This is a genomic window from Actinomycetospora lutea, assembly GCF_028737205.1.
Taxonomy (GTDB): Bacteria; Actinomycetota; Actinomycetes; order Mycobacteriales; family Pseudonocardiaceae; genus Actinomycetospora; species Actinomycetospora lutea.
Map to the genome: position 1 here is coordinate 244,734 of NZ_JAQZAL010000002.1, position 24,292 is coordinate 269,025.

Annotated in this window: 23 protein-coding genes; 4 read left to right on the forward strand and 19 right to left on the reverse strand. The window is 72.8% G+C overall.

The annotated features are described in order from the left end of the window. Nucleotides 1-17: 17 nt before the first annotated feature. On the forward strand, nucleotides 18-1,562 hold the full coding sequence (gene yczR / locus PHK61_RS03785) for a MocR-like transcription factor YczR (RefSeq protein ID WP_274279621.1): 1,545 nt from the start codon (nucleotides 18-20) through the stop codon (nucleotides 1,560-1,562). On the opposite strand, the gene PHK61_RS03790 is transcribed toward yczR, so the two are convergent. Next, nucleotides 1,546-1,824, reverse strand: a complete 279-nt coding sequence (locus tag PHK61_RS03790) for a hypothetical protein (RefSeq protein ID WP_274279622.1) — start codon at nucleotides 1,822-1,824, stop codon at nucleotides 1,546-1,548. The two genes, yczR and PHK61_RS03790, sit on opposite strands and share 17 nt — an antisense overlap. 85 nt (nucleotides 1,825-1,909) lie before the next feature. Here PHK61_RS03790 and PHK61_RS03795 point away from each other — a divergent pair, with 85 nt between their 5' ends. Both PHK61_RS03795 and PHK61_RS03800 read left to right on the forward strand, forming a co-directional pair. Further along, nucleotides 1,910-2,401, forward strand: coding sequence for an Lrp/AsnC family transcriptional regulator (locus PHK61_RS03795; protein WP_274279623.1), 492 nt, complete (start codon nucleotides 1,910-1,912; stop codon nucleotides 2,399-2,401). Next, nucleotides 2,394-2,846 (forward strand): universal stress protein, encoded by a 453-nt coding sequence (locus PHK61_RS03800; protein WP_274279624.1) that lies wholly within the window; start codon nucleotides 2,394-2,396, stop codon nucleotides 2,844-2,846. The genes PHK61_RS03795 and PHK61_RS03800 overlap by 8 nt, the downstream gene beginning before the upstream one ends. Here PHK61_RS03800 and mdlC read toward each other — a convergent pair. After that, the gene (gene mdlC / locus PHK61_RS03805) at nucleotides 2,843-4,411 is read right to left on the reverse strand and encodes a benzoylformate decarboxylase (RefSeq protein WP_274279625.1); all 1,569 of its coding nucleotides are present in this window, start codon (nucleotides 4,409-4,411) and stop codon (nucleotides 2,843-2,845) included. The two genes, PHK61_RS03800 and mdlC, sit on opposite strands and share 4 nt — an antisense overlap. 76 nt (nucleotides 4,412-4,487) lie before the next feature. Here mdlC and PHK61_RS03810 point away from each other — a divergent pair, with 76 nt between their 5' ends. Beyond that, a complete protein-coding gene (locus PHK61_RS03810) occupies nucleotides 4,488-5,063 on the forward strand; it encodes a DUF488 domain-containing protein (RefSeq protein ID WP_274279626.1) in 576 nt (191 codons plus the stop codon). Nucleotides 5,064-5,175: 112 nt separating this feature from the next. On the opposite strand, the gene PHK61_RS03815 is transcribed toward PHK61_RS03810, so the two are convergent. From PHK61_RS03815 to PHK61_RS03895, 17 genes are all read right to left on the reverse strand, one after another. Continuing rightward, nucleotides 5,176-6,456 (reverse strand): TrpB-like pyridoxal phosphate-dependent enzyme, encoded by a 1,281-nt coding sequence (locus PHK61_RS03815; RefSeq protein ID WP_274279627.1) that lies wholly within the window; start codon nucleotides 6,454-6,456, stop codon nucleotides 5,176-5,178. Between the two features lie 14 nt (nucleotides 6,457-6,470). Next, nucleotides 6,471-6,815 (reverse strand): RNA polymerase-binding protein RbpA, encoded by a 345-nt coding sequence (locus tag PHK61_RS03820; protein ID WP_274279628.1) that lies wholly within the window; start codon nucleotides 6,813-6,815, stop codon nucleotides 6,471-6,473. Between the two features lie 56 nt (nucleotides 6,816-6,871). Beyond that, nucleotides 6,872-7,108, reverse strand: a complete 237-nt coding sequence (gene secG / locus PHK61_RS03825; protein WP_116707491.1) for a preprotein translocase subunit SecG — start codon at nucleotides 7,106-7,108, stop codon at nucleotides 6,872-6,874. Between the two features lie 159 nt (nucleotides 7,109-7,267). Then, nucleotides 7,268-8,053: a triose-phosphate isomerase gene (gene tpiA / locus PHK61_RS03830; RefSeq protein ID WP_274279629.1), complete on the reverse strand. Its 786-nt coding sequence runs from the start codon at nucleotides 8,051-8,053 to the stop codon at nucleotides 7,268-7,270. Beyond that, nucleotides 8,053-9,291, reverse strand: a complete 1,239-nt coding sequence (locus PHK61_RS03835; RefSeq protein ID WP_274279630.1) for a phosphoglycerate kinase — start codon at nucleotides 9,289-9,291, stop codon at nucleotides 8,053-8,055. Before PHK61_RS03835 ends, tpiA begins: the two co-directional genes overlap by 1 nt. A gap of 37 nt (nucleotides 9,292-9,328) precedes the next feature. Then, nucleotides 9,329-10,345: a type I glyceraldehyde-3-phosphate dehydrogenase gene (gene gap, locus PHK61_RS03840; protein WP_274279631.1), complete on the reverse strand. Its 1,017-nt coding sequence runs from the start codon at nucleotides 10,343-10,345 to the stop codon at nucleotides 9,329-9,331. Between the two features lie 111 nt (nucleotides 10,346-10,456). After that, complete coding sequence (locus PHK61_RS03845; protein WP_274279632.1) at nucleotides 10,457-12,952, reverse strand: hypothetical protein; 2,496 nt, start codon at nucleotides 12,950-12,952, stop codon at nucleotides 10,457-10,459. After that, nucleotides 12,949-14,913 (reverse strand): caspase family protein, encoded by a 1,965-nt coding sequence (locus PHK61_RS03850; RefSeq protein WP_274279633.1) that lies wholly within the window; start codon nucleotides 14,911-14,913, stop codon nucleotides 12,949-12,951. Before PHK61_RS03850 ends, PHK61_RS03845 begins: the two co-directional genes overlap by 4 nt. Continuing rightward, nucleotides 14,910-15,323, reverse strand: coding sequence for a hypothetical protein (locus tag PHK61_RS03855; protein ID WP_274279634.1), 414 nt, complete (start codon nucleotides 15,321-15,323; stop codon nucleotides 14,910-14,912). Before PHK61_RS03855 ends, PHK61_RS03850 begins: the two co-directional genes overlap by 4 nt. Before the next feature lie 107 nt (nucleotides 15,324-15,430). After that, the gene (gene whiA / locus PHK61_RS03860; protein WP_274279635.1) at nucleotides 15,431-16,420 is read right to left on the reverse strand and encodes a DNA-binding protein WhiA; all 990 of its coding nucleotides are present in this window, start codon (nucleotides 16,418-16,420) and stop codon (nucleotides 15,431-15,433) included. After that, nucleotides 16,411-17,514, reverse strand: coding sequence for a gluconeogenesis factor YvcK family protein (locus tag PHK61_RS03865; RefSeq protein WP_274279719.1), 1,104 nt, complete (start codon nucleotides 17,512-17,514; stop codon nucleotides 16,411-16,413). The genes whiA and PHK61_RS03865 overlap by 10 nt, the downstream gene beginning before the upstream one ends. Before the next feature lie 23 nt (nucleotides 17,515-17,537). Further along, complete coding sequence (gene rapZ, locus PHK61_RS03870) at nucleotides 17,538-18,440, reverse strand: RNase adapter RapZ (RefSeq protein ID WP_274279636.1); 903 nt, start codon at nucleotides 18,438-18,440, stop codon at nucleotides 17,538-17,540. After that, entirely contained in the window at nucleotides 18,437-20,521 is a 2,085-nt protein-coding gene (gene uvrC, locus PHK61_RS03875) for an excinuclease ABC subunit UvrC (protein WP_274279637.1), read from the reverse strand. Before uvrC ends, rapZ begins: the two co-directional genes overlap by 4 nt. Before the next feature lie 166 nt (nucleotides 20,522-20,687). After that, complete coding sequence (locus tag PHK61_RS03880) at nucleotides 20,688-21,821, reverse strand: cobalamin-independent methionine synthase II family protein (protein WP_274279638.1); 1,134 nt, start codon at nucleotides 21,819-21,821, stop codon at nucleotides 20,688-20,690. A 16-nt stretch (nucleotides 21,822-21,837) separates the two neighbouring features. After that, on the reverse strand, nucleotides 21,838-22,821 hold the full coding sequence (locus PHK61_RS03885) for an MBL fold metallo-hydrolase (protein WP_274279639.1): 984 nt from the start codon (nucleotides 22,819-22,821) through the stop codon (nucleotides 21,838-21,840). A 261-nt stretch (nucleotides 22,822-23,082) separates the two neighbouring features. Next, nucleotides 23,083-23,379: a hypothetical protein gene (locus PHK61_RS03890; protein ID WP_274279640.1), complete on the reverse strand. Its 297-nt coding sequence runs from the start codon at nucleotides 23,377-23,379 to the stop codon at nucleotides 23,083-23,085. Between the two features lie 162 nt (nucleotides 23,380-23,541). After that, nucleotides 23,542-24,288, reverse strand: a complete 747-nt coding sequence (locus tag PHK61_RS03895; RefSeq protein ID WP_274279641.1) for a PIG-L deacetylase family protein — start codon at nucleotides 24,286-24,288, stop codon at nucleotides 23,542-23,544. Nucleotides 24,289-24,292 lie beyond the last annotated feature (4 nt).

Consider the following 24,292-nt stretch of genomic DNA (forward strand, 5'->3'; position numbering starts at 1 on the left):
GTGGCAGACTCTGCGGCATGGACGACCACCTCGGCGCCGGGAGCCTGGCCCGCCTGCTCGGCGGGTGGCGCGAGGGCGCCGGTCCGGGGGTGAGCGCGCAGGGCGCGCTCGCCGGCCGGATCGCCACGCTGCTGTCCGACGGGCGGCTCGCGGTGGGGACGCGGGTGCCGAGCGAGCGCGAGCTCGCGGTGGCCCTCGGCGTCGGGCGCGGGACGGTCGCGGCCGCCTACGAGGACCTGCGCGAGGACGGGTACCTCGTGCGGCGCCGCGGGTCGGGCACCTGGACCGCGTCGCCCGCGACCCCGGCAGCGGCGCCGGGCGCGCCGGGCGCGGCTGGCGCGGCGCCCCTCGACGGCTCGCTGCACGTCGGCTCCACCGGCTTCGCCCCGTTCGCCCCCATGGGCTCGCCGCCCGGGCAGGCCGGTGACCGCGCGGTGATCGACCTCGCGCACGCCGCCCCCTGGGCGCCGATGGAGGCGATGAGCGCCGCCGCGGCCCGCGCGCTCGCCGAGCTGCCGATGCACCTCGCCTCCACCGGGTACGACGTGCTCGGGCTGCCCGCCCTGCGCGAGGCCGTGGCCGCGCGCCTCACCGCGCAGGGCCTGCGGACCTCGGCGGACGAGGTCATGATCACCGCCGGCGCGCAGCACGCCCACTCGCTGGTCGCCCGCACGCTGGTGCGCCCCGGCGACCGCGTGCTCATCGAGCAGCCGACCTACCCCGGCGCGATCGACCTGTGCCGCCACGCCTCGGCGCGCGCCGTGCCGGTCGCGATGGTCGAGGACGCGGCCAGCGGCCGGCCCGGCTGGGACCTCGACGCGCTGTCCGCCGCGATGCGCGCGGCCACGCCCACGCTCGGCTACCTCGTCGTCGACCACCAGAACCCCACGGGCGCGGTGATGAGCCCGGAGACGCGGGCCGCGGTCGTCGCCGCCGCGGGCCGGCACGGCGTCACGCTGGTCGTCGACGACTGCCTGCGCGAGATGTGGCTCGACACCCCGGTGCCGCCGCCCCTGGGCGCGTGGGCCGGCGCCGGCGGCACGCCGGTGATCACCACGGGCGGGCTGTCGAAGACCGTGTGGGGCGGGCTGCGCATCGGGTGGCTGCGCGCGCCGCGGACGCTGCTGCGCCGGATCGCGGCCGCCCGGGCCTCCGACGACATCTCCACGCCGGTCCTCGAGCAGCTGGTGGCGGTCGGGCTCGTCGAGCGCCTCGACGAGCTGGTCGAGTCCGGCCGGCAGGTCCTCGCCCACCGTCGTGACCACCTGCGCGGGGCGCTGGCCCGGGCCCTGCCCGAGTGGCGGGTGCCGAACCCCTCGGGCGGCTTCAGCCTCTGGGTCGACCTCGGCGTCCCGCGCTCGAGCGCCCTGGTCGAGGCGGCGGGACGCTTCGGTGTACACCTCGCCGCCGGGCCCCGCTTCGCGACCGGCGGGGCCTTCGAGCAGTACCTTCGCCTGCCCTACACCCTCTCCCCCGACGCCCTGGACGACGCCGTCGCCCGGCTCGCCGAGGCCTGGGACACGCTGGGCGTCGACACCTCCACGCTCACGACCGTCGTGTGAGCTCGCGCGGCCCGGCCTCCTGCTCCCACGGCCGCAGGCTGCGCTCGTAGGCCGACCAGAGCTGCCGGTGGGCGGCCACCCGGCGGGCCAGCTCGCCGAGCAGCACCGCGTCACCGCGCACCGTGTGCGGGCGCTGCGTGACCGGCCAGGCCGGGTCGCGACCCGTGGGGTCCTCGCCGCTGCGGCTGTCGACCCCGTAGCGCGCGACCGCCAGGAAGCCCAGGACCAGGAGCACGCCGAAGAACGTGACCATCTCGATCATCCCCTCAACCTCGTTCGCCGTTGGGGACAATTGTCGAAGGCGGACGCTCTGGACTCCATGGCGTTCTCACGGGGATAGTGGCCAGATGACTGCAGTTTCGGAAGCCAGAGGCACCGCGCGCCTGGAGAACGACAAGCTGCTCGACGAGACCAACCGACGCATCCTCGCGGTCCTCGAGGAGGACCCCCGGCAGAGCATGTCGGCCCTGGGCCGGCGGGTCGGGATGTCGGCCCCGGCGGTCACCGAGCGGGTCCAGCGCCTCGAGCGCACGGGCGTCATCCGGGGCTACCGCCTCGACATCGACCCGGCGGCGCTCGGCTACCCGATCGCCGCGTGGGTGCGCGTCCGTCCGGCGCTGGGCCAGGGCAAGATCTCCGAGCAGCTCGCGGCCCGGCAGCCCGAGGTCGTCGAGTGCCACAAGATCACCGGCGAGGACTGCCTGCTCATGCGCGTGCAGGTCCGCGACGTGGCCGACCTCGACCGCGTCCTCGAGATCTGGCAGGACCACGCCGCCACCGTGACGGCGGTCGTCAAGTCCAGCCCGGTCGAGCTGCGGAACATGCCGACCGATGTCTGAGCCCGCGGCCGGCGGCGAGGTCGCGGTGGGCGTCGACGGCAGCGAGGGTTCCCGGGCGGCGCTCGACTACGCGATGGACGAGGCCGCGCGCCGCGGTGTCGGGGTCCACGCGATCACGGCGTACGCCGGCCCGGACGTCTGGTCGACCGCCGAGGGCCTGGTGCCCGACGCGCGGGTCCTCCACGACGCCGCGCAGCGCGAGGCGACCGCCGCCGTCCAGGAGGTGTCGGCCGTGCGGCGCGAGCGCGGTCGCCCGGTGCCGGAGGTCCGCACCGAGGTGGCGATGGGCCCGGCGTCGACGGTCCTGCTCCACCACGCGCGCGGGGCCTCGGTCCTCGTGGTCGGGCACCGCGGGCGCGGCGGCCTGGCGAGCCGCTTCATCGGGTCGGTCGGGCTCAGCGCGGTGATCCACGCGGACTGCACGGTCGTCGTGGTGCGGGACTAACCCACGATCACGTCGAGCACCACCGGCGTCGGCGAGCGCAGCGCCTCGGCGAGGGCGGGCTCGAGCTGGTCGGGGTGCTCGACGCGCACGCCCGCGACGCCCTGCCCGGCGGCGAGGGCGACGAAGTCGAGGCCGGGCAGGGCGGTGCCCACCGGTTTGGTGATGCCGAAGTGCTCGGCGAACTGGTCGAGCGCGCGGTAGCGGGCGTTGTGCACGACGACGACGGTCAGCGGGACGCCCAGCTGCGCCGCCGACCAGAGCGCCTGGATGCCGTACATCGCCGAGCCGTCGCCGACGAGGGCCACGACGCGCTCGGAGCGGGCCAGCGCCATCCCCACCGCGGCGGGCAGCCCGTGGCCGAGGCCCCCGCTCGCGCAGGTGTAGAAGCTCCCGGCGCGGTCGAAGGGCAGGTGGGCGTGCATCGGCCCGCGCGTGGCCGGCGCCTCCTCGACGACGACGGAGTCGGCGGGCCGCAGGTCGGCGAGCGTCTGGAGCAGGAGCTCCTCGGTGATGACGTCGCCGCCCGCCGCCACGCGCCCCACCGAGGATCCGGGTGCCGGCAGCGGGCGCTCCGGCGGCGGCGGTCCCGCGAGCAGCGCGCGCACGCCGTGGCGCACGCCGGTGACCACCGAGGTGCCGACGGGCGTCCACGCGGCGTGGGCCGGGTCCTCGGTGAGCTGCACGAGCTCGGTGCCCTCGGGCACGGCGGTGTCGCCCGCGACTCCGCCCTCGGTGTGGAACGGGAACACCGGCGAGCCCAGCACCAGGACGACGTCGTGCGCGTCGAGCGCGGCACGGATGCCGTCGTGCGCGGCGGGCAGGAAGCCGCCGAAGAGCCGGTGGCGCTCGGGGAAGCCGCAGCGCGGCGACATCGGCGCGACGTAGACGCGCGCGGCGTGCCGCTCGGCGAGCGCGACGACGTCGTCGAACGCCCCGTCGCGGTCCACCTCGCCGCCGACGACCAGCGCCGGGGACCGCGCGCCGGCGAGGCGGGCGGCGACGTCGGCGAGGACCTCGGGGTCGCCCGCCACCGTGCCGGCCACCGCGTGCGCGGGCACGGGCGCCGCGGGCTCGTCCCAGTCGTCCACCGGCACCGAGAGCAGCACCGGGCCGCACGGCGGCGTGGTGGCGACGTGGATCGCGCGGGCCAGCGTGGCGGGCACGTCGGCTGCGCGGGCGGGCTCGCGACTGAACTTCACGTACGGCTCGGGGAACTCCGCCGGGCGCTCGGCGAACAGGAACGGCTCACCGATGAGCAGCGAGCGGGCCTGCTGCCCGGCGACGAGCACCAGCGGCGTGCGGTTGCGGAACGCGGTGAACACGTTGCCCAGCCCGTGCCCGACCCCGGCGGCAGAGTGCAGGTTCACCAGCGCCGCCCGCCCGGTGCCCTGGGCGTACCCGTCGGCCGCGCCGACCGCCACCGACTCCTGCAGGCCCAGCACGTAGCGGAAGTCGTCGGGGAAGTCGCGGAACATCGGCAGCTCGGTCGAGCCCGGGTTGCCGAAGATCGTCGTGATGCCGTGGCTGCGCAGCACGGCCAGGGACGCCTCGCGCACGGTCGTCATGCGCGCAGCCCACCACGCCGCCGCCCCACCCGCGAGGGCCCTCCCGCTGCCCGGAAACACCGGGTACCCCGCAGGCGTGGACACGCTCTGGACGGTCGGGCACGGCACGCTCGACGGCCCGGCGGTCGCCCGGCTCGTCGCCGGCGCCGGGATCGCCGCGGTGGTCGACGTGCGCCGGTACCCCGGGAGCCGGCGCGACCCGTCCGTGGCGCGCGAGGCGCTGGGGCCGGCCCTCGCCGACCAGGGCGTCGCCTACCGCTGGGACGAGCGCCTGGGTGGTCGCCGCAGCCGGCCCGCCGACTCGCCGGACACGGCGCTGCGCGACCGGGCGTTCGCCGGCTACGCCGCGCACATGCGCACGCCGGCGTTCACCGCGGCCGTCGAGGACCTGCTGGCGGGCGGGGAGCCGACGGCGATCCTGTGCTCGGAGTCGCTCTGGTGGCGCTGCCACCGCCGACTCGTCGCCGACCACGTCCTGCTCGTGCGCGGCGTGCCCGTCCGCCACCTGATGCACGACGGCCGGACCCCGGAGCACCGCGCCACCGACGGGGTGCGGCTCTGCTCATGGTCGAGCTCCGCTTCGCTGCGTCTCCCGCCCGGGGAGCAGCTCGTCTACGACGACGGGCAGGAGCCGCTCCCGGGGACGAGCTGACCGGGCGCGAGCTCGCCACCGCCCCGCCGATCATTCCGCCGACGAGCGCACCTCGCCTGTCTATCCGAGCGAAGGGGCCCTTCGCTCAGAACCGGACGCGCGCCGGCGCCGCTCAGGGCTCGTCGACGAGGTCGCCCGCCAGGTACTCCTGGTAGGCGGCGAGGTCGAGCAGGCCGTGGCCGCAGTAGTTGAAGAGGATCACGCGCTCCTCGTTCTTCTGCGTCGCGTCGTGCGCCTCCTGGATCACCGACGCGATCGCGTGGCCGGCCTCCGGCGCCGGGACCTTGCCCTCGACGCGCGCGAAGAGCACGTTCGCCTCGAACACCGCGCGCTGGCGGTGCGCCACGGCCTCCATCCGGCCCTCGTGGACCAGCTTGGAGATGATCGGCGAGTCGCCGTGGTAGCGCAGCCCGCCCGCGTGGATGCCCGGCGGCACGAAGTCGTGCCCCAGCGTGTACATGTTCATCAGCGGCGTGAACCCGGCGGTGTCGCCGAAGTCGTACTCGTAGCGGCCCTGGGTCAGCGTCGGGCACGACGCCGGCTCGGCGGCGAGCAGGCGCACCGACGGGTCGGGCAGGAACGGCAGCGCGACACCGCCCAGGTTCGAGCCGCCCCCGCAGGGCGCGACGACGACGTCCGGGCGGGTCTCCCCCGCGTTCGCCAGCTGCTGCTGCGCCTCGAGCCCGATGACGGTCTGGTGCAGCAGCACGTGGTTGAGCACCGAGCCCAGCGCGTAGTGGGTGTCGTCGCGGCCGACCGCGTCGCGGACCGCATCGGAGATCGCGGAGCCGAGCGAGCCGGGGTGTCCCGGCTCGTCGATCGGCGACGGCACGACGGTGCCGCCCCACGTCTCCATGATCACCTTGCGGTAGGGCTTCTGCTCGAAGCTCTTGCGCACCATGTAGACCGCGCACTCGAGGTCGTACTGCGCGCAGGCGAACGCCAGCGCCGTGCCCCACTGGCCGGCGCCGGTCTCGGTGCTCAGGCGTGTCATGCCCTCCTTGGCGTTGTAGAACGCCTGGGGCACCGCGGAGTTCGGCTTGTGCGACCCGGCGGGCGAGACCGACTCGTCCTTGAAGTAGATCCGCGCGGGGGTGCCCAGCGCCGCCTCGAGGCGGCGGGCGCGCACCAGCGGCGTGGGCCGCCACAGGCGCAGGACGTCGAGGACCTCGCCCGGGATGTCGATCCACCGGTCGGTCGCCATCTCCTGGCCGATGAGCTCCTGCGCGAAGAGCGGGGCCAGGTCGTCGGGACCGACGGGCTCGCGCGTGGCCGGGTGCAGCGGCGGGTCCAGTGGCGAGGCCAGGTGCGGCGCCACGTTGAACCAGGCCGTCGGCAGCGCCGACTGCGGGAGGGAGAAGCGGGTGTCGGTGGTGTCAGCTGGGGCCGCCATGACCCCGCATCATGTCAGCTCTCGCCGCGACGGGCGCGCAGCTTTGCCAGCGCCTCGTCGAGCAGCGCCTCGCCGTCGGCGTCGGAGCGGCGCTCCTTCACGTAGGCCAGGTGGGTCTTGTACGGCTCGGTGCGCTTCGCGGGCGGCGGGTTCTTCTCGTCGGTGTTGGCCGGCAGACCGCAGCGCGGGCAGTCCCACGAGGTGGGGATCTCCGCGTCGACCGCGAAGGACGGGCGCGTCTCGTGCCCGTTCGAGCACCAGAAGGAGACCACGGTGCGCGCCGCGCTCTCCCCGCGCTCGGACTCCCCCATCGGGCCCGAACCCACCCGGGTGCCTCGGATCGCGTTGCCAGTCGCCATCGCCGGAGTACCTCCGCGTCCAGGGGCGGCCCGGCACTTCAGGCCCGGGCCGCCCGTCAGCCTTCGATCTTGACGAGCAGCCCGGTGCCGACGATCGAGATCAGCCAGATGGCACCGACGAACAGGGTGAGCCGGTCGAGATTCTTCTCGACGACGCTCGACCCGGCGAGGCTCGACTGGACACCGCCGCCGAACAGCGACGACAACCCGCCGCCCCGCCCGCGGTGCAGCAGCACCAGCAGCACCAGCAGCACGCTGGACGCGATGAGCAGGATGTCGAGGAACAGTCGCATGTCGGTGTCCGTGACCTCCGGGTGCCGACCCCGCCCGGTGTGAGCGGGGCTCTGGCCGTCCCGACGTGCGGGATCGGCGCTTGTGGTGCACGATACCCCGCCGCTGTGACGGCCCGGCGACGACCCGGCCGCCGAACGGGGCATCGTGCCCCGTTCGCCTCAGGGCAGCGGTCCACCCGCCGCCAGGGCGCAGAGCTCGGCGAAGCCCTCCGGGTCGAGGCTGGCGCCCCCGACCAGGGCGCCGTCCACGTCGTCCGACCGCACGAGGTCCGCGACGTTGTTCGACTTCACCGAGCCGCCGTAGAGGATCCGCATCCCGTCGGCCACCGGGCCGCCGTGCACCTCGCGGACCCGCTCGCGCAGCGCGTGGCACACCTCCTGGGCGTCGGACACCCCGGCGCTCTTGCCGGTGCCGATCGCCCAGACCGGCTCGTAGGCCACGACGACCTTCGCGACGTCGTCGCCCGAGAGCCCCTTCAGCGCGGCGTCGAGCTGCCCGGTGCAGTGGCCGACGTGCTCGCCGGCGTCGCGGACCTCCTCGCCCTCCCCCAGGCACAGGATCGGGGTGAGGCCGTGGCGCAGGGCCGCACGCACCTTGCGGTTGACCAGCTCGTCGTCCTCGCCGTGGATCGTGCGGCGCTCGGAGTGCCCGACGACCACCCAGGTGCAGCCGAGCTTCGCGAGCATCGCCCCCGACACGTCACCGGTGAACGCCCCGGAGTCCTCCGGCGAGAGGTCCTGGCCGCCGTAGGTGATCGGCATCGAGTCCGCGTCCACCAGCGTCTGCACGCTGCGCAGGTCGGTGAACGGCGGGAGCACCGCGACGTCGACGACGTCGAAGTACTTGCCCGGCAGCGCGAACGCGAGCTTCTGCGTCACGCCGATGGCCTCGAGGTGGTTGAGGTTCATCTTCCAGTTGCCGGCGATGAGCGGCTTGCGCGCCATCAGGAGCCTTCCTCGAGGACGGCGATGCCCGGCAGGACGTGGCCCTCGAGGAACTCCAGCGAGGCCCCGCCCCCGGTCGAGATGTGGCCGAAGCGGCCCTCGTCCAGCCCCGCCGCGCGGATCGCCGACGCCGAGTCGCCGCCGCCGATCACGCTGAACGCGTCCGAGTCGGCGACCGCCTCGGCGACCCCGGTGGTGCCCGCCGCGAACGGGGCCATCTCGAACACGCCCATCGGGCCGTTCCAGAACACGGTGGCCGCGTCGGTCAGGTGCGAGCCGAAGAGCCGGACCGTCTCGGGGCCCACGTCGAGACCCAGCCAGTCCCCCCTCCCGGCATCAGCCATCTCCGACACCGGCACGGTGCGGGTCTGCGCGTCCGCGGAGAACTCGGAGGCCACGACCACGTCGGTGGGCAGCACCAACGTGTCGGCGTACGTCGTCAGCAGCTCTTTGCAGGTGTCGACGTGGTCGGACTCGAGCTTCGAGCCGCCGACGTCGTGGCCCTGCGCGGCGAGGAACGTGAAGCACATCGCGCCGCCGACCAGCAGCTTGTCGACCTTGGGCAGCAGGTTGGAGAGCACGCCGAGCTTGTCGGAGACCTTCGAGCCGCCCAGGATCACCACGTACGGCCGGGCCGGGTCGCCGACCAGCCGGCGCAGCACCTCGGTCTCGCGGGCGACGAGGTCGCCGGCGTACGCCGGCAGCTCGCGGGCCACGTCGACCACCGACGCCTGCTCGCGGTGCACCACGCCGAAGCCGTCGGAGACGAACGCGCTCGCCCGAGAAGAATCCTGGCCGGGCACCAGCCCGGCCAGCTCCGCCGCCAGCTGCTCGCGCTCCGCGGCGCTGCCGGTCTCGCGCGGGTCGCAGCGGACGTTGGCCAGCATCTCGATGCCGCCCGGCTCGAGGTCCTCGGCGTGCTTGCGGGCCGACGGGCCGACGACGTCGTCGGCGAGCATGACCCGCTGGTCGAGCAGCTGACCGAGCCGCCCGGCCACCGGCGTCAGCGTCATCTTGCGGTCGCGCCCGCCCGGCTCGCCGTCCTTCGGGCGCCCGAGGTGGGCCGCGATCACCAGCTTGGCCCCGGCCCCGACGAGCTTGGTGATCGTCGGCAGCGCGGCCTGGATGCGCCCGTCGTCGGTGATCGTGAAGCCGTCGAGGGGGACGTTGAAGTCCGCTCGCAGCAGGACGTACCGGTCCTGCACGCCCTCGGCGAGGAGATCGTCGACTGTCTTCATGAGGTCGAGCTCCGCTCCGCTCCGTCTCCCGCCCGCATCAGAGCTTCGAGCCGACGAGCGTGGTCAGGTCGACGACGCGGTTGGAGTAGCCCCACTCGTTGTCGTACCAGCCGACGATCTTCACCGTGCGGTTGCCGAGCACCTTGGTCATGCCCGCGTCGAACGTGCAGGACGCCGGCTCGCCGACGATGTCGGTGGAGACGATCGGGTCCTCGGTGTAGACGAGCACGTTGCGCAGCTCGCCGTCGGCGGCCTCCTTGAACGCCGCGTTGACCTGCTCGACGGTGACGTCGGTGTTCAGCGTGGCGGTGAGGTCGGTGACCGAGCCGTCGATCACCGGCACGCGGTAGGCCAGGCCGTTGAGACGACCCTCGAGCTCCGGCAGCGCCAGCGCGGTGGCCTGGGCGGCCCCGGTGGTGGTCGGGATGATGTTGTCCGCGGCGGCGCGGGCGCGACGCAGGTCCTTGTGCGGCGCGTCGTGGATCCGCTGGTCGCCGGTGTAGGCGTGGATCGTCGACATGAACCCGGTCTCGAGCCCGAACGCGTCGTGCAGCACCTTGATCATCGGTGCGACGCAGTTCGTGGTGCACGAGGCGTTGGACAGGATGCTCTGGCTGCCGTCGTAGGACGAGTCGTTGATGCCCATGACGACCGTCAGGTCCTCGCCCTTGGCCGGGGCGGAGATGACGACCTTCTTGGCGCCCGCCTTGAGGTGCTTCCCGGCCGAGTCGGCGTCGGTGAAGATCCCCGAGGACTCGATGACGACGTCGACGCCGAGGTCGCCCCACGGCAGCGCCGCCGGGTCCTTCTCGGCGAGCGCCTTGATCGTCTTGCCGTTGACGACGAGGGCGTCGTCGGAGACCTCGATCGTGCCGTCGAAGCGGCCGTGCACCGAGTCGTACTTGAGCAGGTGCCCGAGCGTCTTGTTGTCGGTGATGTCGTTGACCGCGAGCACCTCGATGTCGGCGGTGCCCGCCGCGCGCTGCTTCTCCAGCGCCCGGAACACATTCCGTCCGATGCGACCGAACCCGTTGATCCCGATGCGGACCGTCACTGAACCTCGCCCTGCCTCTCGTGCCTCGCTCGTCTCGCCAGGGGGTCACCCCTCTCGGGCGCACCCTAACGAATCCGACCGCGCCGTCCGGGTGGCGCGGACGACGTCACGTCATGCCCCGACGCGATGGACCGCGGCGTCCCGGGTGAGAACACTCGCGGTGGGTCCTTCCCATGTGTCGCACGCGAGATGCCGCAGGTCCGGGGGTCCAGAGGGGTCGTCGATCTTCCGCATCCAAGCGTGCTCCAACAGCACGAAGACGGCGTGCTGCAGTCCCGGCTGGCACGAAGCAGCCTCCCCGCTGCGGATCTCGGCGACGAACGGCAGCTGATCGCCGTCGCCGATCTCCGTGAGGCGCTCGTCGACGGCCTCCCGGACGCGGAGGACCACCGGACTGTCCGGCGGGAGGAGCCCCGCGGCGACCACACCTGCGAGGTGCAGATTGCGGAGCTCTCGGAGGCCGTACGGCCGGCAGCGGTCACTGACGCCCTCGCACAGCTCCTGGGCTCGGTCATGGGAGTCGCCCTCAGAGGCGAGGACGGCCAATGCGCGTAGCTCGGCCGCAACAGCGGGTCCCACCGAACCGGAACGCGTGCCGGCGTCGAGGTCCCTCGCGACACTGTCCGGGTCCAGGACCAGCCCACTCGCCGCGGCCAAGTCATGGGCGCCCGTCGCGCGCGATTCACGCCGCACTTCCTCGAGGTGAGGGCGCGCGCGCCCGATTCCCTGGGTGAGGAGGATGGCGCAGGCGCGATGGAATCGCGCGAGCGGAGTGTCCAGGACCATCTCGTGGACGTTTCGAGCGAGCGTTTCGTGGTCGCCGGAGAGGACGGACGCGATGCCGACCACAGTCTCGGGCCAGTGCCGAGAGTCCGGTGCGTCGAACATGCCGGCCGATCTCAGTCGTACGAGGAGCTGATGCATCTCGTCATCCAGCGATCCGCGCCAATCGAGTGCCGTCACGAGCCCTGTCTCGAGCATCCACGGGTCCGTCTCGATGTCCCGCCGACCAGCAGCCCCGAAGGCGCTCGCGGCACGGTGCAGACCCGACCGATCGAGCGCCGCGGCGAGATGTCCGGCCCAGCGTGGCTCGTCCGGGCGCGCGAGGACGGCGAGGAGTAGGTAGGGCAGGGCGCTCCAGTTCGTGCACCGCCCGAGTTCTTCGTCCCGACGTGCCAGCACCAGGCCCCTCAAGAGGCAGGCGCGCGGCGCATCATCAGCGATGAGGTGCGGGTCGAGTCGGTCGAGTTCTTCCATCGCTTCCCGCAGCAACGACGCTGCCTGAGCGCCGTCCGAGCGTTCGCTGGCGGCCCACAGCAACTCGACCAACGCGAGAGAGCCGGCAGGAGCGGGATCCAACCGCGCCGCTTCGCGGGCGGAACCGAGAGCAAGATCGGGTCGACCGGCCGCGGTGAAAGCCTCGATGGCCGCACCGTGTCGGCGCGCGGCGTCGGCTGTCTCGCCGAGCGACTCCAGTGCGTCGCCCCACCGCTCGTACAGTGCTGCTCGTTGGAGCTGGTCCAGGCTCGCGCCATTCGTCCGGGTCGCTGCGTCGACCGCATCCCATACCACCCCGTTGGCCGCCGCGAGCTCGACGCGGAAGTAGTCGAAGACGTCATCGTCGCGCAACCGGTCTTGGACTCTCCACCACAGCAACTGATTCGGGTTCCACCCCAGGTGTCGCAGGGCGCGCGCCAGGACGCGGCGTCCCTCCTCGAGGTCGATCGTGCCTTCGAGCAAGACCTGGGCACGCAGGAGGAGCGCCTCCGGGCGGAATCGGTCCTCTCTTCCGACCGGGGTGAGCTCACGGCGCGCTCGGTCGACCAGAGCGCGACGCCCGCGACCCGGTGGTTCGGCCGCAGCAGACCGTAGCAGGGCGAGCACAGAGATCACGGTCAGCTCGGGCCGCGGCGGCACCCCTTCGATGTAGTCCAGGACTACGCGGTGATCGATCGTCTCGACGTAGAGAGACAGCGCCCGCAGGACAGTGTCCACGGGCTCCCCGGCGTGATCTACGTCGCCGTCCAGCACCTCGCGCGCGAGCTCGGGTCGGAGGCTCTCGACGAGGTCCCGTGCCTGGACGGTGACGGCCACACCACGCAGGTCGGGGTGCTGGCGAAGGGCCGGTACGGCGCGCAGCAAGCGCTGTGCGCTGTCGATGTCCCCCCGAAGGACGGCGAGCCGAGCGGCGAGGTGGGCGATGTCCGTTCCCGAGCCGTCGCTCGTCGACACGAGATCGTCGAGGGCGATGTCCTCGATGTCCTCGATGTCCTTGATGTCCTCGATGTCCTCAATGCCCTCGATGGCCTCAGCACTGGCGTCGTCCTCGTCGAGAGCCGCGAGTGCCGTCCGGGCCAGGGAGTCTCGCGCGGCCACGGGAGCGTGCCGCATGGCGTCGACGAGCCCGCTCAAGCGGGCCGCGAGACCGCGACCGTCGACAGCGGCGAGGGCTGCGAGCTCCGCGAGTAGCTCCCACTCCGCCGGCACTGCTCCGTCCTCGACCAAGGCACGGCGGAGCTCCTCCGCGGCCTCCGTCGGTCGTGACTCAGCGGCCAGGCACCTGGCCAGACCCACCCTGGCTTCCTTCACGGACCCGTGCTCGCTCACGACGTCGTCCAGTGCAGACCCGGCGACGGCGGATCTGCCACGCGACCCCGGGTGCCCGCCGCCGCACGTCGAGGAGCCGTCGTAGGACCAGGCTCGTGCCCGCGCCAGTAGAGCCCGGGGACTCCGAAGAAGGGACGAAGCCGATCGGAGATCCGGCGCAGCACTTTGTCCCGTGCGTACCAAAAGCTTCGCTCGACGTCCTTGCCGTGGGTCAGAGCGTCGAGGAGGAGTCCCCAGAACGTCGCCGGGCGCCCCGCTGGGAGATCGTTGATGAACTCTTCGAAGCCGGGCTGGTGGCAGACGAAGAAGATCGGCGCTGAGGTGTAGCCGGCGAGGGCGTGCACGAACTGGGTGGTCGCTCGGAAGCAATCTTGCCCAGGCGGCGAAGCTACCGAGACCACCGCCACACCGCGCGTCCCTCCTCGGAGTACCCGCGCCAGCTCACCGGGACTTCGCCAGTCCGGCTCGCCGGAGCCCCACGAGAAGCCGATCCGCACCTCGTTCCGGTCGAGCCGCGCCACCGGTAGGTAGAGGACGAGGTAGTGCGGCTCGTCGTCCTCACAATGGTCGATCAGGTTGTTCCAGGTCGCCCTGACCCCGACGTCCTGGAACACGAGCTCGGCGGATGCGAGCGGTTTCAGCTCCTCCGCGAGCCGAAACCCGGCCCGGTCGAAGGGCGGGGCGAGCCCGTTCACGATTCCGATCCTGCTCGGCCCGTCGGCCGCTGGGAGGTCCGGGACGGGCAGCGATGACGTCCTCACACGTTGCACGAGTATCTCGCTACGGAGGCCGAGCGGATCGTCCCGCCCACTACCGCGAGCGAGGAACTCCCACGGGTACTGCTCCAGTCCGCAGCTCTCCTCGTCGAACACGAGACGCAGACGCAGCACCCGGTGATCTCCACCGACGAGCATGGTCGCGATCCGATCCCGAACCGCCTCGGGAAGCGCGGCCTCGAAGAGGTTCTGGCCGGCGCACTCGAGGGCGCGCCTCGCCGCGCGCTGGCGCGCGGTATCGCCGTTGTATCCGCTTGTCTGGACGACGGCGTCGGCGAGCTGACTGAGCCGTCGTACGGCGTTGCGGCGGGTGTCGTCGAACTCGGTGAACTCTCGTGGAAAGTGCTCGCCCTCGACCTCGGCCTCGATCCGCCCGTCACGCACGGCGATCTCGACCGTCCTGAACGTCACGTGCTCGCTCCAACCCCGCAGTGATCGGGTCTCGGTCGTCGACTCGATCGGTCTACGGCGGGCGAGCGCGAGATCTCCTGTATCCCGGATGTTCTTCACAGGACGGGTCGGAAGCCTCTCGGAGACCAGGGCGTCGAAGACGTGGTCGACGGTGAGTGCACCGTCGCTGCCGACCAACGTCGGGTCACAGAGGATTCGGCTCAGAGCACCGGTGAAGGGACTCGGTTGCCCCGGGACACTGCTGTCCCGACTCGGCTCATTGCCGGAGCTGCTCAGGACAGCCGTGCCTTCCCCCAGAGACCGGAAGAGGAGTTCTGTCTCCACGACGTCCGCGCTCTTGAACTGACCTGCGAAGCAGCAGTCAAAGACGATCACAGTGGAGCGCGCTCGACCGAACTCGTCGAGCCATTCCCGGATGGAGTGGCTGTTGAAGCACGTGGCGATGAAGTCGCTGTACTGCACGTCGGTGCCGCAGAGACCGAGCCGTCCTCCGGCGACGCGCTCACCGTGCCCCGAGAAGTACAAGAGCAGATCATCATCTCGTTCTGCCTGCTTGATGAAGCGGTAGACCTCGGCCGCCATCTCGCCGGACGTGCAGTTGGTGACGACCTGCACACGGTCGTCGTCGAACAGTCCGAAGTCGGGGTCGGTGAGGGCCTCGCGGAGAACGGCGACGTCGTGCTTCGGGCCGTCGAGGCCGACGAGTCGACCATCTCGATCGTCGTAGGTCCAGTTACCGATGAGCAGGGCGCGGTGTCGCCGAGCCGCGCTCACGGCGAACCCTTGAAGACCTCGCTGCTCACCACGGAGAGGTCGTTGCTGTCGACGTTCTCCCCCGTGACCGTGGTGGTTCCGCTCCGGAGGCGACCGTCCTCGTCCCGGCTCGTCCAGCGAACGACGATGCTCCGGCGACCGGGCTTGTGCTGGAGCCACGCGCGAAATGCCTCGACCGTTGCGGTGAAGACCCCCGCCGTACCCAGAGTGACGATGACGTCCAGGACTTCGACACCTTTGGTGCCCGGTGCCGCGGCCGGCGGAACCACTGCGCTCGGGACAGAACGCTCGATCTCCCGACGCAGGCCGAGGAGGTCAGCACGCCATCGGTCGTCGGAACGGGTGCCCCACTCATCCTCGCCGGGAACGATCTCGAGCGTGAGCTGACCAGACGGCGCCGCGTCGAACATCGGTTCCCCCAACGCAGATGAGAACGAGCTCCATCTACGCAGAGTAAGAACGGCGGGCGACCGATGAAAGAAGAGTGACGCGGATGGACTAGTGAGACCGTTTTCTGTCAGGTGTCCGCCATCTCCGCCATCTCCTCGGTCACCACCGAGGACGTGTCGGGCACCCGGAGGTCCTTGGCCTTCTTGTCCGCCATCGCCAGGAGACGCCGGATGCGCCCGGCCACCGCGTCCTTGGTCATGGGCGGGTCGGCGAGCTGGCCCAGCTCCTCCAGCGAGGCCTGCTCGTGCTCGACGCGCAGGCGCCCGGCGGTGATGAGGTGGTCGGGCACCTCGTCGCCGAGCAGCTCCAGCGCCCGGTTCACGCGCGCGGACGCGGTGACGGCCGCCTTGACCGAGCGGCGCAGGTTGGCGTCGTCGAAGTTCGCCAGGCGGTTGGCCGTCGCGCGCACCTCGCGGCGCATCCGGCGCTCCTCCCAGGCGAGCACCGAGGTGTGGGCGCCCAGGCGTGTCAGCAGTGCGCCGATCGCGTCGCCGTCGCGCACCACCACCCGGTCGGCCCCGCGGACCTCGCGGGCCTTGGCGACCACGCCGAGCCGGCGGGCGGCGCCGACCAGCGCCATCGCGGCCTCCATGCCCGGGCAGGTGATCTCGAGCGCCGAGCTGCGGCCGGGCTCGGTGAGCGAGCCGTGGGCCAGGAACGCCCCGCGCCACGCGGCCTCGGCGTCGCACACGCCGCCCGAGACGACCTGGGGCGGCAGGCCGCGCACCGGGCGCCCGCGCGGGTCGAGCAGGCCGGTCTGGCGGGCCAGCGAGTCGCCGTCCGCGGCGACCCGGACCACGTAGCGGGTGCCCTTGCGCAGGCCGCCCTGGGACAGGACGTGCACCTCGGGGTTGTGCCCGTAGAGGTCGTGGATCTCGCCGCGCAGGCGGCGGGCGCCCGCGCCGGTGTCGAGCTCCGCCTCGACGACGACCCGGCCGCCGACGATGTGCAGGCCCCCGCCGAAGCGCAGCAGGGCCGCCACCTCGGCGCGACGGCAACAGGTCTTCGTCACCGCGAGCCGGCTGAGTTCGTCCTTGACCGCAGCGGTCATGGCCACCTTCGGTCCTCCTCCTGGTGCGGGCGGGCAGGGTCGTGGGCGGAGCCGGCCCCGGGGACGGCGACACCGTCGTGCACGCCGTTCGTCATCGGGCCGGCGGTCGGACCGGCCGGCGTCTGGTCCACCCGGTGGTGGGCGGCGTCGGCGAGGGCCGAGGCGAGGGCATCGGGGTCGTGCTTCGGGCTGCCGTCGGGCGTGCCGACGGTGGTGAGCAGCGTGTCGGCGCCGAAGGCCTCGGCCCCGCGGCGCAGCAGGTCGGGCTCGGGCACCGCGGCGGTGTCGGCGACGACGACGTCGAGGCGCAGGCGAGGCGCGTGCGCGGCGAGCACCTCGAGGTGCTGCTCGGGCGAGAAGCCCGCCGTCTCGCCGGGCTGCGGGGCGAGGTTGAGCACGAGGACGCGGCGGGCCTCGCTCTCGACCAGCGCGCTGAACAGCTCCGGCACCAGCAGGTGCGGCAGCACGCTGGAGAACCAGGAGCCCGGTCCGAGGGTGATGACGTCCGCGGCGCGCAGTGCCTCGCAGGCCTCCGGGCACGCCTTGGGCCGGCGGGGATCGAGGCGCACCTGCTGCACGCGGCCGGGCGTGGTCGCCACCGCGACCTGGCCGCGGATGCGGTGGGCGACGTCGCGGTCCTGATCGCCGCCGCTCGGACCCGGTCGACTGGGCTGGATGCCGGTGACGTCGGCCTCGATGTCGACGGGCTGCGTGCTCATCGGCAGCACCCGCCCGCTGACCCCGAGCAGCCGGCAGGCCTGGTCGAGCGCGGCCACCGGGTCGTCGAGGACCTCCAGCAGCCCGGCCAGCACGAGGTTGCCGACGGCGTGGCCGGCGAGCGCCCCGTGGCCGCCGTAGCGGTGCTCGAAGACCCGCTGCCACAGCGTGTTCTCCGGGCCCGCGTCCACCTGCCCGGACAGCGCGCCCAGGGCCATCCGCAGGTCGCCCAGCGGCAGGATGTCGAGCTCGCGGCGGATCCGCCCCGACGAGCCGCCGTCGTCGGCGACCACGACGACCGCGGTGATGTCGTCGGTCAGCCGGCGCAGCGCCGAGAGCGTCGCGTGCAGCCCGTGGCCCCCGCCGAGCGCCACGGCCCGCAGCGGCCTCGACGGTCCCGGCGGGCTCACTCGCGCCCCACGTCGCGGTGCGACACCGTCACGCTCACGCCGTCCTCGCCGGACATCCGGCGGGCGAGCTCCTCGGCGACCGCGACGCTGCGGTGCTTGCCGCCCGTGCAGCCCACCGCGACGGTCAGGTAGCGCTTGCCCTCGCGCCGGTAGCCCGCGCCCACGAGGCGCAGCAGCTCGAGGTAGCGGTCGAGGAACTCCTCGGCGCCCTCCTGGGAGAGCACGTAGTCGCGCACGACGGCCTCGCGACCGTCGTGCTCGCGCAGCTCGGGGATCCAGTGCGGGTTGGGCAGGAAGCGCATGTCGACGACCAGGTCGGCGTCGGGAGGCAGACCGTGCTTGTAGCCGAAGGAGACGACCGTGACGCTGTGGCCGACGTCGACCGCGGCGTCGCCGAACGCCGCCTCGATGGCCCCGCGCAGCTGGTGCACCGAGCGGTTCGAGGTGTCGACGACGAGGTCGGCCTGGTCGTGCAGCGGGGCGAGCAGCTCGCGCTCGGCACGGATCCCGTCGCTGATGCGGCCGTCGCCCTGCAGCGGGTGCGAGCGGCGGTTGGCCTCGAAGCGCCGGATCAGCACGGCGTCCGAGGCGTCCAGGAACAGCACCCGCGGACGGTGGCCCCGCGCGTCCAGCTCCTTGATGACGGCGCCGAGGTCCGCGGTGAACGCGCGGCTGCGCACGTCCATCACCACCGCGATGCGCGTGACCTGCCCCGACGACCGGGCGCCGAGGTCGACCATGGTCTCGATCAGCTCGGGCGGCAGGTTGTCGACGACGAACCAGCCCAGGTCCTCGAGCACCTTGGCGGCCGTGCTGCGCCCGGCCCCCGAGAGACCCGAGACGATCGCGACCTCGATCCCGCCCGGGTGCGCGGGGTGCAGGTCCGCGCGTCCGGTCATGTCGTCCCCCCGTCCTCGGTGCTCGTGGTCGAGCTCCGCTCCCCTATCGGCGTGCTCCCCTGGTCGTCCCCCAGCGCCGCCAGCACGGCCTCGGCGGTGCGCCGACCGACGCCGGGCACCTCGGTGATCGCCTCGACCGAGGCGGCGCGCAGCTTCTTGACCGAGCCGAAGTGCTTGAGCAGGGCGGTGCGGCGGGCCTCGCCCAGCCCGGGGACGCCGTCGAGCGCGGACGCGGTCATCCGCGTCGAGCGCTTCTGGCGGTGGTAGGTGATCGCGAAACGGTGCGCCTCGTCGCGGATGCGCTGGAGCAGGTAGAGCGCCTCGCTCTGGCGCGGCAGGATCGCCGGGTCCTCCTCGCCGGGCAGCCAGACCTCCTCGAGGCGCTTGGCCAGCCCGACCACGGCGACGTCGGTGATGCCGAGCTCGCTCAGCACCTCGGCCGCGGCCGCCACCTGCGGGGCGCCGCCGTCGACGACCAGCAGGTTCGGCGGGTAGGCGAACTTCCGCGGGCGCCCGGTGGTCGGGTCGATGCCGTGCCGGAATCCATCGGGGGCGAGCGGCCCGTCGTCGGTGGGGTCGATCTCGCCCGTCGCCGGGGAACCGTCGCTGGTCTCCCCCGCACACGCCGTGTCGGTGTGGTCGGGCGCGTCCTCGGCGGTCTCCTTGAGGTAGCGGGCGAAGCGCCGGCGCACCACCTCGGCGATCGCCGCGACGTCGCCGCCCTCGGCCCCGCCGCGGATCGAGTAGCGCCGGTAGTCGGCCTTCTTCGCGAGCCCGTCCTCGAACACCACGAGGCTCGCGACGACGTCGGAGCCCTGGACGTGCGAGACGTCGGTGCACTCGATGCGCAGGGGCGCGGTGTCGAGGCCCAGCTGCTCCTGGAGCTCCTCGAGGGCCGCGCTGCGGGCGGTGAGGTCACCGGCGCGCCGCAGCTTGTGCCGGGTCAGCTCCTCGGTGGCGTTGCGCTCGACGGTCTCGGCGAGCGTGCGCTTGTCGCCGCGCTGGGCGACGCGCAGCGACACCCGCGAGCCCCGCAGCTCCGAGAGCCACTGGGAGATCGCGGCGGCGTCGGGGGGCAGGGCGGGCACGAGCACCTCGCGCGGCACGGGCTGCGCGGCGTCGTCGGCCGAGCCCGCGAGCGCGGCCTGCTCGCCGTAGAACTGCGAGAGGAACTGGCCGACCAGGTCGGGGACCTCGGCGTCGGCCTCGGTCTCGACCACCCAGCCGCGCTGGCCCCGCACGCGCCCGCCGCGGACGTGGAACACCTGGACCGCGGCCTCGAGCTCGTCGGTGGCGAAGGCGACGACGTCGGCGTCGGTGCCGTCGCCGAGCACGACCGCCTGCTTCTCGACCACCCGCTTGAGCGCGCCGGCGTCGTCACGGAGCCGGGCGGCCTTCTCGAAGTCCATGTCGGCCGCGGCGACCTGCATGTCCTTCTCGATGCGGCCGATGAGCTGATCGGTGTGGCCGCCCAGGAAGTCGCAGAAGTCCATGACTATCTGGCGATGCTCCTCGGCGCTGACGCGGCCGACGCAGGGCGCCGCGCACTTGTCGATGTAGCCGAGCATGCACGGGCGCCCGATCTGGCCGTGGCGCTTGAACACCCCGCCCGAGCACTGGCGCGCCGGGAACACCCGCGTCAGGAGCTTGACCGTCTCGCGGATCGCCCAGGCGTGGGCGTAGGGGCCGAAGTACCGCACGCCCTTGCGGCGCGGGCCGCGGTAGACCCGCAGCTGCGGGTACTCCTCGTTCAGGGTCACCGCGAGGACCGGGTAGGTCTTGTCGTCGCGGTACCGGACGTTGAACCGCGGGTCGAACTCCTTGATCCAGTTGTACTCGAGCTGGAGGGCCTCGACCTCGGTGTGGACCACGGTCCACTGCACGGCGGCCGCGGTGGTGACCATGCGCCGCGTCCGCGGGTGCAGCCCGGCCACGTCGGCGAAGTAGGAGTTCAGCCTGCTGCGCAGGCTCTTGGCCTTGCCGACGTAGATGACGCGCCCGGCCTCGTCGGAGAACCGGTACACGCCGGGCGCCTCCGGGATGCTCCCCGGCGCGGGTCGGTACGTCTGCGGGTCGGCCATGATGGACCCCAGCGTAGGCGCGTCCGTCCGGCTGTTCGGCGTGCACCCGGATGGGTGGAATCGGCGTGTCGCGCGGCGTGTCTCGCGTCGTTGCTGGCGTGTCACGGCGTGTCGCCGTGGTGGCGCCCGTGTCCACCGGCGGACGCCACGACGACGCGTGATCGCGTCAGGCCCGCACCAGGGCGGCACCCTCCGCCATCGCCCGCAGCTTCATCTCGGCGACCTGCGCACCCACACGGCCGAAGCCGACGAAGGTGCCGAAGCCGCAGTCGGTGCTCGCGACGACCCGCTCGGGCCCGACGACCTCCGCGTAGCGCTCGAGGCGCTGGGCGATGAGCCGGGGGTGCTCGACGATGTTGTTGAGCGTGTCCACGACCCCGGGCAGCAGCACCTTGTCGTCGGGGATCGCGAGCGTCGCGACGTCCGCCCACTCGTGCTCGTGGCGCGGGTTGGCGGCCTCGAAGGAGATCATCGTGGGCCGGCCCGCGAGGACCGGGGGCAGCAGCTCGGCGAGCGGGGCGTCGTGGTGGTGCGGGCCCTCGTAGTTGCCCCAGCACAGGTGCAGCCGCACGCGCGCGGGGTCGATGCCCTCGAGGGCCCGGTCGATCGCGGCGACGTGGCGCTCGGCGAACCCGACCAGCCCGCGGCGCTGGACCTCGTCGCGACACCAGAACTGCGTGTGGCCCGCCATGGGGATGTCCGGGCAGTCCAGCTGCAGGATCAGCCCCGCGTCGACGATCGCCCGGTACTCCTGCGCCATCGCGTCGGCGAGCGCGTCGAGGTAGCCGTCGTAGTCGGGGTAGTGCAGGTTCGGGCTGCAGGTCGCGATGCAGCCCGGCGAGGCGGAGGGCATGAACGCGCCGCCGGAGCCCGTGTGGCCGACCTTGTCGAGCGCGATCTTCAGGGTGTCGATGTCGCGCTGCACGGCCGCGGCGCCGACGTAGCTCACCGGGCCCTCGCAGTTGGCCGGCATGATGTGCGCGCCGGCCTCCCCGCCGTACTGCGCGATCGCCAGCTCGGGCGCGGCCTCGAGGTCGTCGATGCTCCAGGCCCCGGCCTGCCCGCCGAACCCCGCGAGCCGCTCGCCGACGTAGTTGACGAAGCCCGGTTTGCCCATCTCGCCGTCGGAGACGACGTCGATGCCGGCGCCGTGCTGCATGGCCACGACGTCGTGCACGGCGTCGGTGATCGCGGCCTCGAGCTCCGCGGCGTCCCCCGTGCCCTCCTGGTGCCGGTACATCAGGCGGGTCAGTGCCTCGGGCCGGGGCAGGCTGCCCACGTGGGTCGTTCGCACGGTCATGGTCGGGCCCTTCGGGTCAGGAGGTCGGGGAGGCCGTGGCCTGGGTGAACGTGTCGGGCGCGAAGCCCTCGAGCGCGGCGATCTTGGTGAGCACCGTCAGCCGGTCCGGCCGCGGGACCGACGGGTCGAGCTGCTGGTAGACGTTGAGCACGTTCTGCGCGAGGCGGCCGTGCTCCGGGAGCTCGGCGAACTCGCCGAGCTCGATCGACGCGATCGCCGCGTCGACGTCGAGCCCGTCCTCGTAGCGCTGCCGGGCCTGGGTCTGCACCGTCACCAGGTACTCGCGCATCAGCGAGACCTCCGGTTTCCCGCTCACCGGCCCGTGGCCCGGGACGATGACCGTCACGTCGAGGTCGAGGATGAGGTCGAGGGCGGCGATCCAGCGGTCGATCGGCCCGGCCCAGGCGATCGGCGTGCCACCCACGAACAGGATGTCGCCGGCGTAGAGCAGGCGGGCGTCCGGCACGTGGACGATCGCGTCGCCCGGCGTGTGCGCGGGCCCGACCTGGATCAGCCGCACCTCCCGCCCCCCGACGTCGACGCTCTCCTCGCCGGTGAAGGTCCGGTCGGCACCGGTCGCGGTGATCCCGTCCAGCGCGAACGGCCCGAAGATGTGGCGCGCGAAGTCGCCGAGCGTGCCGTCGAGGCGCACCACCTGCGCCACCGCGTCGACGGTCTCCTGCGTGATCAGCTCCGCGGCCGCGGCCGACGCCAGGATCTCGACGTCCCGCGCGGCCACGAGCTCGTTGCCGTTGATGTGGTCGGGGTCCGAGTGCGTGTTGACCAGCGTGCCCAGCGGGTGCGTGTCGGTGACCGGCCGCAGGCCCTCGAGCATCTCCCGGGTCAGCGGGAGGTCGAACAGCGTGTCGACGAGCAGCGAGGTCCCCGATCCCGTGACGAGACCGGCGTTGCTCCAGCCCCAGCTGCCGTCGGGCTGCAGCCACGCGTGGCAGCCGTCGCCGAGGTCGTGGAGTCCTCTGCGGTAGTCCAGGTCGCTCACGGCCGTCCTCTCCCGGGAGTCTCCGAACCCGTACTCGGGTACGGATTCAGCACCGGAACCTAGGCCAGCTCGTGATCCGAATCAATACTGGAGTACAGGTTCGAACGCCGTGTGTCCGGACGTCCACGGCGCCGCGCGGTGTCCGGGATTGCGGAGGGGAGGTCGTCGCGTCGGCGAGAACGCTCCGGAGCTCGAAGCGTTCTCGGCAGAGGAACGGCCCGCGAGCCGAGGGGCTCGCGGGCCGTGACGTGCGTGTGCGGGTCAGGCCGACGGGGCGGCGTCGACCGGGGCCGGCTCGCCGGGACGTCGGCCGAGGACCTCGGTGAAGAACGCCTCGAGGTCGGTGGGCCGACCGGCGGCGTCGAGGCGGGGGTGGTCGCGGCGGCCGTCGGCCGCCTCCTCGACCGCGGCCTCGACCAGGGCGCGCTCCTGCGAGCTGACCACGAGGTAGCCACGCAGGGAGCCGTGCCAGGGCCGCCGCCACTGGAGGTAGGTGAGGTCCGTGTCGTCGATGTCCTGGACCTGGACGCGGTTGCCGAGCCACTGGAGGTCGCTCATGAGGTTCTCCTCTACGGCCGGGGAGCGGTGCCGACGTGCTCAGGTGGGAACGTCATCGGCCCCTCGCGGCTCCTCCAGGCTGACCGCTCGCGCACCGTGGGTAAACAGCGGGCGACGTCGTGTAGCTCACCTCGTCGGGCGGATCACCCGGTCGGCCGCGCCCTACCGGGTGTCGAGCACGACGTAGCCCTCGGCCAGACGGTCCTGGCCGAACTCCGCCGCCTTGGCCTGCGAACGGCCCCACCCCCACATCCGCCCGCGCAGGTCGTCCATGTGGGCGGTCTGGCTCTTGTGGGCGCGCAGGGCGTCGACCTTGCGCTCGAAGGCCGCGGTGGTGTCGACGTAGTGGTCGGCCCCCTCGCCCATGTGGCTGATCCACACCTCGGGCACCGTGTGCGCCGCCAGGCCCTCCTCGGCGAGGAGCTCGGGGTGGGCGAACGGGTTGCGGGCGTCGGGGTAGACCGCGCACATCACGGCCTCGCCGGCCGCGGTGTGGTCGGGGTGGCTCCCGTACATCGAGCGCAGGTTGCGCGTCGGCGACTGGGTGACCACCCGGTCGGGACGGACCCGCCGGATGACGCGCGCGAGGTCACGGCGCAGCTCGTGGCTCACGTACAGGCGGCCGTCGGGCCAGCCGAGGAAGTGGAACTCGTCCACCCCGAGGATCGCGCCGGCCGCGCGCTGCTCCTCGCGGCGGATCGTCGCCATGTCGGTGCGGCTGACCTCCTCGTCGAAGCCGCCGGCGTCGCCGTCGGTGATGAGGCAGTAGACGACGCGGTGCCCCTCCTCGGTCCAGGTGGCGACCGATCCGCCGTTGCCGAAGTCGATGTCGTCGGGGTGCGCGACCATCATCAGGATCGTCAGGGAGTCGGTGGCTTGATCGGCCTGAGGGGTCTGATCGGGCTCCACCCCT